Annotated in this window: 14 protein-coding genes; 5 read left to right on the top strand and 9 right to left on the bottom strand. The window is 45.1% G+C overall.

Annotated features, from left to right (window positions below; all coding sequences use genetic code 11):
- Positions 1-21: 21 nt before the first annotated feature.
- The 3 genes from C7475_RS15050 to C7475_RS15040 all read right to left on the bottom strand — a co-directional run bounded on the left by C7475_RS15050 (position 22) and on the right by C7475_RS15040 (position 4,319).
- Positions 22-1,152 carry an MBL fold metallo-hydrolase gene (locus C7475_RS15050; protein WP_110054217.1) on the bottom strand — a complete coding sequence of 377 codons (1,131 nt, stop codon included), beginning with the start codon at positions 1,150-1,152 and terminating at the stop codon, positions 22-24.
- 28 nt (positions 1,153-1,180) lie between these two features.
- Positions 1,181-3,568 carry a TonB-dependent receptor gene (locus tag C7475_RS15045; protein WP_158286509.1) on the bottom strand — a complete coding sequence of 796 codons (2,388 nt, stop codon included), beginning with the start codon at positions 3,566-3,568 and terminating at the stop codon, positions 1,181-1,183.
- A gap of 208 nt (positions 3,569-3,776) precedes the next feature.
- The gene (locus tag C7475_RS15040; protein WP_110054215.1) at positions 3,777-4,319 is read right to left on the bottom strand and encodes a DinB family protein; all 543 of its coding nucleotides are present in this window, start codon (positions 4,317-4,319) and stop codon (positions 3,777-3,779) included.
- A gap of 251 nt (positions 4,320-4,570) precedes the next feature.
- Between C7475_RS15040 and C7475_RS15035 the strand changes: the two genes are divergently transcribed.
- Positions 4,571-5,131: a hypothetical protein gene (locus C7475_RS15035; RefSeq protein WP_146217559.1), complete on the top strand. Its 561-nt coding sequence runs from the start codon at positions 4,571-4,573 to the stop codon at positions 5,129-5,131.
- A 95-nt stretch (positions 5,132-5,226) separates the two neighbouring features.
- On the opposite strand, the gene C7475_RS15030 is transcribed toward C7475_RS15035, so the two are convergent.
- Positions 5,227-5,496, bottom strand: coding sequence for a hypothetical protein (locus C7475_RS15030; protein WP_233259865.1), 270 nt, complete (start codon positions 5,494-5,496; stop codon positions 5,227-5,229).
- Positions 5,497-5,626: 130 nt separating this feature from the next.
- Between C7475_RS15030 and C7475_RS15025 the strand changes: the two genes are divergently transcribed.
- The 4 genes from C7475_RS15025 (at position 5,627) to C7475_RS15010 (ending at position 9,407) form a co-directional block, all read left to right on the top strand.
- The gene (locus C7475_RS15025) at positions 5,627-6,664 is read left to right on the top strand and encodes a hypothetical protein (RefSeq protein WP_110054213.1); all 1,038 of its coding nucleotides are present in this window, start codon (positions 5,627-5,629) and stop codon (positions 6,662-6,664) included.
- A 151-nt stretch (positions 6,665-6,815) separates the two neighbouring features.
- On the top strand, positions 6,816-7,523 hold the full coding sequence (locus C7475_RS15020; RefSeq protein ID WP_110054212.1) for a class I SAM-dependent methyltransferase: 708 nt from the start codon (positions 6,816-6,818) through the stop codon (positions 7,521-7,523).
- Positions 7,524-7,644: 121 nt separating this feature from the next.
- Positions 7,645-8,280 carry an ATP-binding cassette domain-containing protein gene (locus C7475_RS15015; protein ID WP_110054211.1) on the top strand — a complete coding sequence of 212 codons (636 nt, stop codon included), beginning with the start codon at positions 7,645-7,647 and terminating at the stop codon, positions 8,278-8,280.
- A complete protein-coding gene (locus tag C7475_RS15010; protein ID WP_110054210.1) occupies positions 8,265-9,407 on the top strand; it encodes a hypothetical protein in 1,143 nt (380 codons plus the stop codon). Before C7475_RS15015 ends, C7475_RS15010 begins: the two co-directional genes overlap by 16 nt.
- On the opposite strand, the gene C7475_RS15005 is transcribed toward C7475_RS15010, so the two are convergent.
- The 5 genes from C7475_RS15005 to C7475_RS14985 all read right to left on the bottom strand — a co-directional run bounded on the left by C7475_RS15005 (position 9,408) and on the right by C7475_RS14985 (position 15,154).
- The gene (locus tag C7475_RS15005; protein ID WP_110054209.1) at positions 9,408-10,301 is read right to left on the bottom strand and encodes an AraC family transcriptional regulator; all 894 of its coding nucleotides are present in this window, start codon (positions 10,299-10,301) and stop codon (positions 9,408-9,410) included. It lies immediately after the preceding gene.
- A gap of 73 nt (positions 10,302-10,374) precedes the next feature.
- On the bottom strand, positions 10,375-11,193 hold the full coding sequence (locus C7475_RS15000; protein ID WP_110054208.1) for an SDR family NAD(P)-dependent oxidoreductase: 819 nt from the start codon (positions 11,191-11,193) through the stop codon (positions 10,375-10,377).
- A gap of 304 nt (positions 11,194-11,497) precedes the next feature.
- Positions 11,498-12,523: an AAA family ATPase gene (locus tag C7475_RS14995; protein ID WP_110054207.1), complete on the bottom strand. Its 1,026-nt coding sequence runs from the start codon at positions 12,521-12,523 to the stop codon at positions 11,498-11,500.
- The gene (gene pnuC / locus C7475_RS14990; protein ID WP_110054206.1) at positions 12,516-13,145 is read right to left on the bottom strand and encodes a nicotinamide riboside transporter PnuC; all 630 of its coding nucleotides are present in this window, start codon (positions 13,143-13,145) and stop codon (positions 12,516-12,518) included. The genes C7475_RS14995 and pnuC overlap by 8 nt, the downstream gene beginning before the upstream one ends.
- Positions 13,145-15,154 carry a TonB-dependent receptor gene (locus tag C7475_RS14985; protein ID WP_110054205.1) on the bottom strand — a complete coding sequence of 670 codons (2,010 nt, stop codon included), beginning with the start codon at positions 15,152-15,154 and terminating at the stop codon, positions 13,145-13,147. The genes pnuC and C7475_RS14985 overlap by 1 nt, the downstream gene beginning before the upstream one ends.
- Positions 15,155-15,256 lie beyond the last annotated feature (102 nt).

Here is a 15,256-nt window from a genome sequence, read left to right as displayed (position 1 = left end):
TACTTATGATGTTTATCAGGATTATTCCACTCCCTTCCACCATTGTCTGAATGGTTGCTTTTCATTGTCAAGATAAACCGGCTCCCCTATCACAGGCGTCACCAGCGGAATATTAAACGTACCGTTAAGTTCGGAAATTTTTGCTAATGGTTCGTTCCAGGGGTGTCTCGAAAGCGCAAACCTGGACGAATGCACCGGGAACAGCCGTTTAGAACCCAGATCATGGGCTGCCCTTAAAACCTCTCCGGGCAGACAATGCACATAATGCCAGGCGCTGTCGTATTGTCCATTCTCCAGGATAGCAAGGTCTATAGGCCCATACTGGCGGCCGATTGCAGCAAAATGATCTCCGTAACCGCTATCACCCCCTATATAGATCTTCCTCACACGCGTTTGTATCAGATAAGACGTCCAAAGTGTGTTATTCTGCCGGAATCCCCGGCCAGACTTATGTCTGGCCGGTTCCGCATTGATCACCGTTCCATTGTCCACTGTAACCTTCTCATGCCAATCCATCTCGATGATCTTTTCCGGAGGATATCCCCAACGCTCAAAATGAGCCCCCACTCCTAAACCGCATATAACATGCTTTACCTTGTCCTTCATTGCCACAACGGTCCTGTAATCCAAATGATCATAGTGATCGTGCGAAATAAGCAGGTAGTCAATGGCAGGCATATCGGCTGCTGTGTAAATATCTGTTCCCTTAAAAGACGTTATAGTACCGGGAAACGGAGAAGCATTCCTGCTGAACACAGGATCGATCAGGAACGTAGTTCCCTCCGCTTGCACGAAACAGGACGAATGCCCAAACCATACCACCACGTTTGCATCCGGCAGAAGGTGCAGTAGATCTGTCTTCATAGCTGGAATATCGTCAACAGGATAACGGTGCGGATGCCGGGTGAAAAACGCTTTAAACAGCTCTCCCGTCAAACTATACCCTTCAGCATATGTTGGCGTCTTTACCGGGTTCTGAAATTTACCGTCGACAAAATTGGGCGATTGCCTCATGCGTGCCAACCGCTCCCCCGCCGGGGGTTCTCCAAACTGCGCCTGCCGCATGTACACAAAGGCGGAGACAACCGTCATCAGCATCACAGATACAATGCATACTAATGTTATCCGGAGGATCTTTTTCCATCTTTTCATCTGAAAAAATAATATTTATACCTGTCTGTTAAAACTGTACCCTGTATACAAAATTCGGGAACACGCCTATCTGGTAAGCCGTATTCACTTTATTGGTAGCGGGATTAAACCGCTCTTCCACCAGCACATTTTTATTATCCGTTACATTCTGCACGTCCAGGAATATGCCATGAGATAAATTCCTTTTCCTGCTATTGATAGTCAAACCAAATTTCAGATCGAGCCGGAAGAAATCGCTGTTCCTCATAGAGAATGCACCCTCATCTCCGGCTAATATCTCCCTGTTCTGCGCCACAGAAGCAGCATAGTCGACCGGTGTGTAATAACGGCCGCCAGACTGTGTCAGCTTCATATCCACGCTTAATTTATTCTTATTGTCCTTTCCTGTTTTCCATTCCTTTCCTGCCAATAAATTGTATACATACCTGCCATTAAAGCCTGTATTCCGTTCAATACCGTCACTGCCCTTATACTTCGACTGATATAAACTGCCTGTAAGCAATCCATAATATCCCTGACTGAAAAACTTCTCAATTGTCAGCTCAGCACCATAGTTAAACCCGGTGCCTTCATTCTTCAGATGTCCTTCTTCGTTGTAATAATAATTCCTGGTACCGGCATTCAGCATAGAGTAACTGCTGGCGGTATCGCTTACCGGCACATTGTATAACCACTGATAATAGATCTCCGCCTTTACACGCCAGTTACTGAATGGCAGGATCTCATATCCCAATACGTAATGCTGGCTGCGCGTAAAACCAAGCTTTTCATTGGACCTGTCGAAAGTACCATCCTCATTCCCGGACTGATAGAAATATGCATCAGTGGGCTGCATCTGGCTGTGCATACCAAATCCAAGCGTCAACGTGCTCTTATCTGTAAGCTGATACTTGAATGCTGCGCGCGGTTCCAGGGAAGAAGAACTATTGAGCGCCAGGTACTGCGAATGCATTCCCACATTGGCAGTCAGCCTGTCCGTTACATTATACTTCGCATGTACATATCCCTGTATCAATGAAGTCCTGCCGTTAAAGTCCCATATCTGGATCCACTCATGCGGCGGAGAAACCCTGTCGCGATAAAAGAGATCGACGTTTATCAGTTCCTCCATAACGCCTATTTTCAGGAACAACCGCGGACTGATAGTCGTGTTGAAAGATGTATTGATGGAATAGCGGGACTGTGTCATATTAGCCTCTACAACACGCGCATTCTTTTCAGTATTGATGCTGTCCACGGCCTGTTTTGTATCGGCATAGGTTACGCCAATAACAGTATTGAAATAAGAACTGTTATTCACACGGATGAAATGTTTCAGGCCCGCAAGCCCTATCCTGCTTTTGAAAAAAGCGTCCCTCTTAGGATTGCCCCATATATCGTCAGGCTCCACTTCATCATGCAGGATGTCTATACTACTGGCGCCACCCAAACCGAATAAGGTAAAACGTCCCAGCTTACTCTCGCCACTATTTATCTTAAACGAGAGGTCCTGGTAAAAAGGAGTAGCCGCAGTACCAACGGTGACGCCTAACGATTGCGCCAGTGCGCTGAAAGAATAACGGTAGGCCACCACATAAGAAGAGCCTTTTTCCTTATTGATAGGACCTTCTGTCATGCCTTCCAGCCCTGTTAATGCACCCAGCTGAATAGTATGTTCCCGCTTATCGGTATTACCCGTACGAAAACCCAGGTCAAATACACCCGCATTTGCATTGCCATATTCTGCAGGGAATGCGGATGTCAGGAAATCAGAGTTCTTGAGGATGTTCGTATTTAATGCACTGGCGGCTCCGCCTGTGGTACCGAGTGTAGAGAAGTGATTGGGATTGGGAATGTTCAATCCCTCTATACGCCACAACACACCTGAAGGAGAATTTCCCCTTACAACTATGTCATTACGGGAATCGTCGGGAGCACTTACGCCGGCAAAATTTGCAACAAGACGCGATGGATCGGAACGCCCGCCTGAATAACGATTCACTTCTTCCATTGTGAAAGACCGTCCGCTCACTGCCGTCAGCTGATTAATCGTTTCATGCTTCTTTGCACCGCCACGCACAAGTACTTCATTCAGCTCACTGGCACCTGCTTCCAGGCCAATGTCCAGCACCGCTTCCTTACCGGAAGTCACCTCAATATTAGGCGCAGTGAATGCTTTATAACCAATGGATTTAAAACTGACGTCATACCTGCCGGGAGCGATACCCGTTATCCGGAAACGCCCCGCCGCATCTGTAACAGCGCCTTTAGAATTGTCTCCGGAAATAACAACCGTAACACCGGGAATAGCAGACTGGCTCTGTTTATCCGTTACAATCCCTTTGATAGTTTGAAGAGTTCCCTGTGCCCGGACAGCCGTTCCAGCAAGACTGCACAGTATACAGGTTATAGCAATTATAACGTACTTTTTAACCACAGTAATGATCTTATGAGTGAATGTTTTAGAGAATACGGTTTCCGGAAATTTCCTATCGCAAAATTCTATTTGAAAGCGATAAGTCACTTTGTTAGAAAGTCATATTTTACTGTGTTAAAAAGTCGGCTCTTCAGAAACGAAAAGCGGCCGGCAGGAATAATCGTTTATCAGCAATTACTCCTGCCGGCCGCCTGTAATGCGGTTATTCTCACTTATTATTCAAATGCGGGAAAAGGCGTTCATCTATTCTTTTCTTCTGTCTTGCATGATGCCTCATATGCATTTCCGCAAACTGCAACCATTCCCATGTATCAAAGAAAGCAAATCCGGGATGCTCCGTTTTACCGTTTGCCGTTGAAAGATCAACTGTTGCAAATAGTTCATTCACTTCCGCTTTTATGAACGTCATACTTTGCAATAATTCGTGCTTACTTTCCGGTTGTCTTAAATTGATGTCATTAAAAGGATTCTCCAGCGCCATATCAGGCATTCCGCCATGCTCGAACATAGCTTTAGCATGTGTATGCATGGTCTTGTCAGCATGAAGATTATCCGACGCCAGCGCAGCTTTCATTTGCTCAACATAGAATGTCGTATCTTCTATGATGTGAACATATACCTGTCCCAACGACCATGAATCAATCTCAGGCCGCTGCTGAAGCATCTCAAGCGAATAATCATTTAGCTGATCTATCCAATGCTGAACGGTCTTATTAAAACGTTCCAGTATAGCCTTTTTATCAGTGTCCATCTTGTATTGAGTTTATATCATTGATCCGTGTGGCGATTTTCATTACTAAAATATTTAAATTCAAAATATTCTCTAATTATCTGATTATACAATCTGACCGTCAATAACATTACGTTTACAAACGCCCGGAAACACTCACCGGTAAAGCATTCCCATGCGGGCACTTCCATTTGAAACTACCGCTGACTTCCATCTGTACACAACAAGCACTCGCCCATGACTGTTATGTAATGTGTCTCAAACACTGAACAATGAAAAAATTACTATTGCCAACTATGTTCTTGTTATGGGGTCAGCTGTCATATAGCCAACAAGTCAGTGAAGTAGCGGCCCTCCTCTTTAAAAACGTCAAAACAAATTTAACACCGGCGGAAAAAAATCATATCGCCACTAAACTCGGTTTTGTTCTTTCCGGCAATAAAGAACAGCCCTTTGCACAGGATAAGGAGAGCAGGGACTATCCGTTCAATGCCCTTGTCTATCCCACAGACCTGAATAAAGACGGCAAAGAAGAGATCTTTATTCATTACGGAAATTCTTACTCATCAGGCCATGCGGGTTCAAGTATCGCATTATTCATCAAGAACGGCGCTGGTACCTATACAGAGAATCTTGGCTTCCCGGGTATGGCTCCGGATGTTCTTGCCACCACCAGCAAAGGATATCCCGACCTGCTCATCGGCGGACCAGGTTTTGAATACCCTGTCTGGAGATGGAACGGCAAGACATACAACCTGCTCAAGATGGTAAGCGACAAGGATTACGAAAAGCTGAAGAAAGTGAATCTGGAGGCATTGGTGGTACGTGAATGATAACAACGGCCAATCAACGTCTCCATTACACAGCATACTGACTACACTGGCTGAAAACATTGCTGCCGGCCAGGAATGCGTATGCCCGAAGTTTTCTAGCAATGGTCCGGCAAAGGAATATTGTTGACAGAGATAAGGCTATCCAATCTGATAACCAGTCCATTGTCCATTCTCATATATTCTACCTTATTCAAAGCGTATACATCTACAATGCGGGCTGAAACTTCCTGTTCTTTTTCCGTCTCGTCCCTGAATACGATCTGGCAGATGGTACGCATCGTAGCCCAGGCCTCCAGGCGGTCATAATAGTTACAATCAATTGGCTGATAGGATTTGTCAGGCGTGTCCATAAAATTACTTTCCATAAAGTTACCTTTTGCCCGCTTATTTTTCCAACAATTATCTAATGGCGACCGCTCATAAAAGGTAATGGCCTGACTACTGACTTTTCGAAACGTGTTTACTAATTTGGGACCACGCACTAAAGGCTATACTATGAAATTATTGTTTCTATCACTTTGCCTGCTGGCTGCCGGTTTCCTTACACCGGTATCTGCTCAGTCAGACAGGCTGGTTTATTCGTCTGTGAATGGTTCCATACCGGCATCACGCCCCGAAACCAATCTCACGATGTTCGGACGCGGTATGTATCCCGGCGATGATACAACTTATCAGAATTTGAGGAATTCCGGTTTTACCACCGTCATCCTCTCCAGCTTCTACATCCGTGCAAACGGCGATGTTTATTCCGGCGACGACAACAAAAATCCGATCATCCACGACGGTCAGTATGTTGGCAGCAAGGAATGGCTGAAACATGTCGCTTCTTTAAAACAAAAGTCATCATCTGTAACACGTATCGAGATCCTGCTTGAAGGAAGATGGTTTAATCAGACGCCTAATACATACGATCATATACAGGCATGGTACGACCCTGCCCAGACCCTTCCGGGCATTGTAACAGGGATCGGGAACAACAGCACGCTGTACAAGATCCTTAAGGTCATGAAGGAAGAAATTGGTGTAGATGCTATTTGTATAGACGATGAATCCGTTTATAACAGTGAGTCCATCGCGAAACTGGGTGAACTGGCAGCCCGCCTCAATCTGCATATGACCCTGTGCCCTTTTGCAAAACCGGAATACTGGAAAGACATAATCTGCCGTTCACAACCCGGCCTGATAGACGTGATCTATCTGCAATGTTATGATGGCGGCAGGCGCAATGTTCCCGGCGCATGGAAAGATAAACTGCAAACCAGCCTTCCTATAGATCCTATCTTCCTTTGCCGTGGCGCTTTCAGCACCTGCAATGCTGTGCACAACAGTAAAACACCGGCAGAGATCAAAGCCGAAATGATCAGGTTCAGGGAGTTATACCCTGAAATGAAAGGAGGAGCCATCTGGCAGATGGCCGACGTTAAAAGCTACATCAGGAACAATTGCGCGGTACAATATCCTGAGTCCGGTACTTCAACTACCTTCAGCCAATATATTATCGACCTGCACAACAGCTTGAAAGAAGGTCTTTAATACACTTTATATCAGTTCCGTAACTTTTTTAAAATCCATCACTTGCTGATGGATTTTTTTATGCATATTTGTCAAATCATCGGAGAACAGCAACCCTGTCTTTCCCCCAAACGTTACGCTTCCCATTCTGTACATTAATTCCACGAAAAGAATGAAAAAATACTTATCCGCAGCTTTCACGAACTTCCTGCTGAATTTCTTTAAATCTCACGCTTTCAGATCTTCATTCAACCACGACATTGCATTGGCAAGATCACTTAAATCGCTTTCAACAACGGTAGATTATGTGGATAATAAAATGTCTCATATCCCTTCTGTTGATCATCACCTGAAAGTCCATGATGTTGCTATTCAAAGTATCAGTATCCCCGATGGATTGATCCTGGAATTTGGCGTCTTCTCCGGCAAAACGATCAACCACATTGCAGAAAAACTGCCAGGCCATCAGGTCTATGGATTTGACTCTTTCGAAGGCCTGCCCGAATTTTGGCGGGACGGATATGAGAAAGGGCACTTCGCCGTTACAGAATTGCCACAGGTAGCCGCAAATGTAACGTTGGTGAAAGGATGGTTCGATCAGACATTACCGGACTTTAAAGCAAAAAATGATAGCGCACTGGCCTATCTGCATGTCGATTGTGATCTTTACTCGTCTGCCAAAACCATCTTTGATATGCTGAAAGATAATATCGTGGCGGGCACCGTGATCGTTTTTGATGAATACTTTAATTATCCCGGATGGATGGAAGGTGAATTCAAAGCTTTCCATGAATTCCTTGCAGAAACGGGCAAAGAATATAAATACCTCACTTACAATGTCAAACATGAGCAGGTGGCTGTTGTGATGACCAAAGGCTGATATATCTGCGGTAATGCTAAGCACATAGCCATAAGGGTTAAATATTTCCTAAAATGGGCCTCCCCACTACATAGGCGGCCAGGTTCATATTATATTTAGACCATAATTGAAACCTGACTATATGCTGCAGCTGGCAGATTTCGAAAAGTCTTACGATCACCATTCCGTTCTTCGTATCCCGCAACTTGACATGGGACCGGGTGTCTATTGGATCAAAGGCGCCAACGGTTCCGGGAAAAGTACCCTGCTCAAAGCAGTTGCAGGTATTATCGATTTCTCGGGAGACGTAAGGCTGAACGGCACCAGTATAAAAAAGCAGCCGGTCAACTATCGTAAGCTGGTCAACTTCGCAGAAGCTGAACCGGTGTTCCCTGCATTCCTGACAGGCAGGGAAATGGTGGAGCTTTTTATGACGGCCAAACAAGCGCCTGCGAAACAACAGGACTACTACCTGGAGAGCATGCAGATGCAGGCATACCTGGACCAGCCTTTAGGTGCGTACTCAAGTGGTATGCTTAAAAAACTATCCCTGACATTGGCATTTATAGGTACGCCGGATCTCATTCTGCTGGATGAACCGTTGATCACGCTGGACACCCCCTCCCTCGATATCCTCTATGGCTGGATAAAAGAAAGACGACAGGCGCATGGCACCTCTTTCCTGCTGTCATCTCATCAGCCACTGGAACAAAATACCTTGACCATTAACGGGGTGCTTCATACAGCAGATAAAACAGTAAAATGGCTTCCAGGATGATCTCTCCACTCACCATTGTCCTGACGAAAATATTCTCCAGGGGCTTCTACCGGGCCAATGCCGGTCTGTTGCTGTTCTTCTTTGTTATACTGATCAGCTATACGATCCTCATCAATCCTGCCGGCACCATGCCGCATGAAATGTTCGGGTTCTATCAGCTTATTGTGATGTTGACGTTTATCAGCAGTCCGGTAACCATGACGGTCATCTTCATTTCCTGGCTGCTCTATACCGTGAAAAGCTGGCAATATGTGACGGCGCAATTAGCGGTTTCAGAAAACTGTTTCCTGTTCTATAGCACTACCTCCCTCGGTAAACTCAGACAGCTCCGCAGCTGGTGGTGGATGCAGTTCGTGATCACATTGCCTATCACTATATACGGCATACTGGCCGTTGCATTGGGCATTGCGAATCACCATTATCTCCTTCCGATCATTAGCATCCTGTTTATCTTTTTCCTGATAACGGTCAGTGCTGCAATCTACGTATGGCTGGCCAACAGGTTATCTGCCGGAACAGTAGCACCGCTTGCGCTGAAACTGCCGGTACGTTGGAAGAAACCCTTCTTCAGTCTTTTCCTCTACCACATCATACATAAAATAAAACCGGGAGGTATCATCACCAAGATATTCTCAATTTTTTGCCTGACCAGTGGCGCATATTCAATGTTCAGCAGTAACAGGCACGATACACGGGTAGCAGGTCTGCTGATACTCACAGCAGTAACCGGGCACCTTTATCTGATCTATCAGGAGCATCGTTTTGAGGTAATGACGCTGGCCTTCTCCCGGAACTTCCCTTATAGCCGTAACAGGCATTTCCTGTATATCACGCTGCGCTATTTGTTGTTATTATTACCGGAGATGATCTTGTTGTTTATAATGGGACCTCCACTAATAGCAATGCTGCTGTTGCTATATGCCATCAGCGTCATGTTGTTTTTCCGGGGTTTATTATATTGGCTGGGGCTGAATATGAACATTTATCTGCCCGTTGTTTTTGCAGTGTATATTCTCCTCTTCTGGCTGATCATGTACGGCTATCTCTGGCCCTCCGCAGGCATGTTGCTGTTGCTGGCTTATGGAATATTCTATTGCAGATACTATAAGTTGCAGCCAAACGAATAACTATAAACCGCTGGCCTGCCGCTTGAATTGGTTCGGACTTAGCCCCACTTCCTTTTTGAACAATCTTGAAAAGTAAGGAGGATTTTCAAATCCCAGGTGATAAGCTATTTCCGCTACACTCTGATCGGCTGTTTTCAACAGGTTTTTCGCCTCTGAAATAAGAAAGATATGTATAAGCTCTATAGCAGTTTTACCCGTTTCCTGTTTCAGCAGGTCGCTTAGATAACGGGGAGAAAGATGCAGCTGCTCCGCCATATAATTCACAGAAGGCAGCCCTTTATCATGTAACATCCCACCACTGAAGTATTCCGCTAATACCGCATTGAACCTGGAAACCGTCTTGCCGGAAGTCGTTTTACGATGAATGAACTGCCGGTTGTAGAAACGCTGTGCATATTGCAGAATAGAGCCAATATGCGCCAGTATAATATTCCTGCTGTATTCATCCTGGTTGTTATAATACTCTATCTGAATTTTTCTGTAGAGGTCCCAGATGATCTCTTCTTCCTTCGGTGATAAGTGTAAAGCTTCATCCACTTCATAGTCAAAGAAGCCGTACTTCTGGATGTCCGTATGAAGCACATTTCCGTTAAGAAAGTCCTCGTGAATAAATAAAAGGAAACCATCTTCTTCAAACTCAAGCCCCGTCATCTGGATGATCTGTCTTGGCCTCACAAAAGACATCGTACCATTCTGATGATCATAACTGGTCCTGCCATATTTGAAGATGCCTGCTTTCAGTTTCTTGAATCCGATCATATAAAAGTCAGTGGTGAACGCACGGTCCCCTATAGTGCATGTCTTATCACATCGTATAATGGCAAACAGAGGGTTCTCAGGAGGCGTAAAATTATTTGCACGATGCAGTTCACTCAGGCTGCTGTAGTGTATCATATGATCTTATTTTAGACCGGAACTATGTTTTTTCAGAACACCGTTCCGGCCTCTATTGTTTACGTTAATGTCATTAATGTCCATGAGCGGTCACGGAAACATCTTTCCATTCCTCAATACTTGCCAGACGTTGACCGTACACTTGTTTCACAGCGTTGTACGCCACTTTACCAAATAATACGCGCAAAGGAGGATTCGCACTGTCTACCACTTTAAGGAAAGCCTCAATGGTTGCTTCCGGTTTGCCCCACATGTCAGGCGTAGCGCCTTCCTGGAATGCCTGTTTAACCGGATTATAGATATCCATTGCCTGCGTTTGGGAAGCTGATGCGCCTGACCAGTCTGTAGTATATCCATTAGGCTCGATAAGGGTAATATTGATCCCGAATTGTTTCACCTCAGTCGCCAGTGTCTCACTCAATCCTTCTACAGCAAATTTAGATGCATTATACAGACCTAACACCGGTAGCGTAACCAGTCCCAGGAAACTTGACACCTGGATGATGTGACCGCTTTGCTGCGCTCTCATCACCGGCAGTACCGCCTGCGTTAGCCAGAGCAGACCGAAGAAGTTTGTTTCCATCTGAGCTCTTGCTTCCTGTTCACTTGTTTCCTCTACTGCGCCGAACAAGCCGAAACCGGCGTTGTTAACCAGTACATCAATCCTGCCAAAATGAGCTTTTGCCTTTTCGACAGCAGCAAAACAGGCCGCTCTGTCATTTACATCCAGCTCCAGGGCCAGAATGGCATTGCCATATTGTTTTACAAGATCACTTAAAGCATCAGTATTTCTTGCTGTAGCTACTACTTTATCTCCTCTTTTCAGGAGGGCTTCCGCCCATAATTTACCAAAGCCGCGGGACGCACCGGTAATGAAAATTGTCTTTGCCATTGTTTACGTTATTTAATGATGCAAAGCTATTCCGGGGCCTCAAGCATAATTTATACAAAAGTGGGGAATAAGTATACATTTTGACGGATGCATGAATCCACCTTAATTAATAATATGAGATAAGTAACAATATGATAAGAATCTGTTAATACCGGATACACTTCCCGCATCTCTATTATCTCTACTTTGCGCGCCTTATTTAACCATGCGTGACACAACCCGATGAAGCCTTAATGTAAATTCTATGAAAACAAAAGCGTATCTGATCCCACCGGTTATCTCTGGTGTCTGACTGAATAAAGCCTTATACCTGTTGTAGTCGCCCGGTAAAAGAACGCCAGTGCTCCATCTTGCGCTGCATCAGTTGTTCTATCAGTACCACTGCCTGTTCAAAACGTTCTTCCCAGTTTCCTCTTATCTCTTCATAAGTAACAGCATGTTTGTTCAGTATATGGCGGTGTGACAGATCAAGCTGATTCCGGTCCTCCTCTCCCAGCCGGGTCCCGTCCTGCACATAAGGAGCATCGTTATTGAGGTAAAGGTACAGGTCTGCTTTATTACTGTTATAGATAGCCTGGGATATGTCAGGCGTTGTCCCGAAAGCATATTCTCCGTAAGACAAAGTAATATGGATATCAGTATCGATGATCATCAAAGGGCTCTCTCCTACACTCATCTTGTCAATACGTGCAGCATGTTCTGTGGCTATCAGGTACAAGTCATTGATCCCGAAATCATTGGAGTCAGCAATAATGTCCCTGCCTGCTTCCATTACTGCACTACAGCTAAAATGGGTGGCCAGTTTACCGGTCAGGGTTGTTTTACCGGTGGACTCAGTACCCAGTACCACCACTTTCGTGACCAGGAATGTTTTTACGCTATCCGGCAGATACTTCCAGGTATCAGGCAGGTTCGCTCTTATCTTCGTGGCCGACACCGGGTATTGACTTTTCTGTATATCGAAAGGGATGTGTGTGATCCCCATATAATCTGCTACCAGAGCCCCATAAGGCTCCGATGTAACCAGTATAGTATGATCAGGAAAAAGTATCTTAAACTGTTCCGCCCATACCGCCGATACGGATGCAGAAGTCTCTGATGTATTCGGCAAAGAACGCTCGTCATACTGATATACCAATACCTGTACGCGCAGCTCATCCCGGAAAGTATCTTCCACCCACAATTGACGCACTGCTGCAGGTAATGTTTCTTTATCACTACAGCAAATAAGTACAGATAATGTATCACAATGCGATAGGGCAAATCTGATCATTGCCTCATGTCCCTTATGAAAAGGCATGAACTTTCCGAAAACAAATCCTTTACGCATACACTAACTTTTTACGCCACTGTAATAATCCGAAAGCAGCAAGCCCTAAAAACACAACATATTCCAGTGATAAAAAATAGGTCCCTTTAATAAGATACAGCACCACGCTTACCACATCCACAACGATCCACAATATCCATGTCTCGATCCGTTTCTTCGCAAGCAGGAATGTAGCCAGCATGCTGGCTACCATCACAAAAGAATCTGCAAAAGGATATGTAGTAGGCAAAGGAAAATAAACCGGCATCCAGCGATGGAACTGCTGGATAATAATTCCTGTAAGTATAGTGCCTCCCAGTAACACCACACCATACACCCCCATCATCCGCGACGACATACGGCTGACAGGTACTTCTTCCGTTTTATTTTGCCAGTTGTACCAGCCAAATACAGTCACTACCAGGAAGAATACCTGCAATAACATATCCGCGTACAACTGTATCTGAAAGAACAATGCAAACAAAGCGATCTCATTGATAATACCTGTAGGCCATGTCAGTACATTCGCTCTTGATGCATAGTATACCGAGATCAATCCGGACACGGTCCCTATCAGTTCAATATAACTAATAGGATATCCCAGCACACTGAATGCAATATGGCTAACATCGAAGAAACTCATCAGAAGCTATATTTAAATGCAACATAAACATTCCGTGGCGCTTGCACAAAATACTTCCTCGTCCCATCCGGTTCTACATATCCGTCATTATAATATTTAGCACCGGTAATGTTATTTACAAAAAATGATAACGTGCAACCTGCAAGCGTATATTGCGCCCTCGCATTCAGCAATACATACCCCTTCACGGACGCCTCATTTGCAAAATCTATATAAGCATGATGCTGATACCTGCCGGACAAAGCCATTCCCAAACGACGCTGCTGATAAGCCACCTCCTGATTAATGATCACAGCAGGCGTCAATATCGGACTGAATGTAGCCTTCTGTTCCTTAATACGGCTGTGATTGAAAGACGAGTTATTTGTAAACGTAAACGCGTTCAGCTGATATGCACCATACAACTCTATACCTGTTCTGTGACTGCTCTTCACTTTGTTGGTCAGCAGTAATCCATTCGGACCAACCTGTCCGTTCAGCACAATCTCATTATTGAAGTTCATATAGTAACCATTCAGGTTCAGCACCAGATTGCCCTGCAGAAAACGTATCCCTAATTCATGGTCCACCACCGACTCAGCATCCCGGTTATAGATCATAGCCTTACCGGTACTATCTGCCAGCAGATCATCGTTGCCTCCGAAGATGTCATTACGTGTTGGCTCCCTGCCCGTTCTCCCGGCACTGTAGTAGATACTAGCATGATCATTCACAGCAAAGCTGACACCCGCCTTAGGATTCAGAAAATGCCAGTCCATCTTTTCAAAAGGCACACTGCCTTTATAATCGAACGTCGTGTAACGGTATTGCAGATCTCCAAACAACGTGAAACCATGTAAAGAATATTCTATCTTACTGAAAGCACTGACTTCATTTTTATATCCTTTATTCTGATATAACTCACCCAGCCAGTTATCAGTACCGGTATGTTGTCTGGTGTACAGGTTCCCATGCACGCCCGTCGTCCATTTGAAGCAGTCATATGTCAAAGTGTAATTACTGAAGAACCCTCCGAAGTGAGAGCGGAAGCCATAGTTAAACAAGTTTCCGTCAACAGGCAGACCCAGGTAATTGTTCACGTCAAAATCATAGTTCCCTTTCAGATAAGTATAATACAGGCTTGAGCTCACTGTTACATGACTGGTAGGTTGCCAGATATTTTGTAACTGCACCAGTCCCTGGAAAAAGTGGTCCTTCTCATCTTTGGTGTTAGCATTAGCTTTCCTGTCCTTTGCTATCAGTGAATCCGCCACACCCAGCCATGCCATGCCGTTCCGTTGATTCCCGGCCACTATGTTCAGCTTCCAGGTGCTTTTATCATGATACAGTCCCCCGCTGATAAAAACAGACTGAGAATTATTCGACGCATGATATTTATACCCGTCCGTGTATACCTGCGAAGCACGTACATACAATGACTTCCTGTTCTTTATAGCGCTCTGGTGCTCACCAAATATCCGGAAGCTGTTATAGGAACCATATCCTATACCCAGGTTCGTACCAGCGGTATTTCCCGCCTGGGGAGAAAGCAGCTGTACACTTCCGGCATAACTTGCAGCGCCGTTCTTGGAAGTACCCACCCCACGCTGCACCTGTAGCCGGCTAACTGAATTCAGGATATCCGGGTAATTGGAGAAATAAGCCCCCTGATCTTCCGGCTCATTCAACGGCATACCGTCCAGTGTAGTATTGATCCTGGTCTGGTCCATGCCTCTCAGGCGATAATAAGAGTACCCCTGCATATTGCCGGCATCGGAATATACAGTAATTGAGGGCGTTTCAGACAAGAGGAATGACGGTTCCTGGCCGGTATTCTTTTCGTCCAGTACCTTCATGTTCAGGTCCTGGTACGTTACTGGCGTAGTACGGCCGGCCTGGTAAATAACGACGATCTCTTTTAAATGCTGACTGCTGTCTGTTCTGTTCGTTAAAGTATCCTGGGCTTTGGCTAACAGGGGTAATAACAGGCTCGATACAGCGATAAAGCTCACACGACTAAAAACGGGCATAGGGTAAAATTGTAATAATTACACAAATTTAATAACACTGCCCGGAGATCAGTTAACATGTTCGTGTTAGTTAGGCCTGTAAATGATGGTTTGGGTGAAAAT

This window comes from Chitinophaga sp. S165 (assembly GCF_003182155.1).
Taxonomy (GTDB): Bacteria; Bacteroidota; Bacteroidia; order Chitinophagales; family Chitinophagaceae; genus Chitinophaga.
This window is presented reverse-complemented; position numbering and strand designations above follow the sequence as displayed.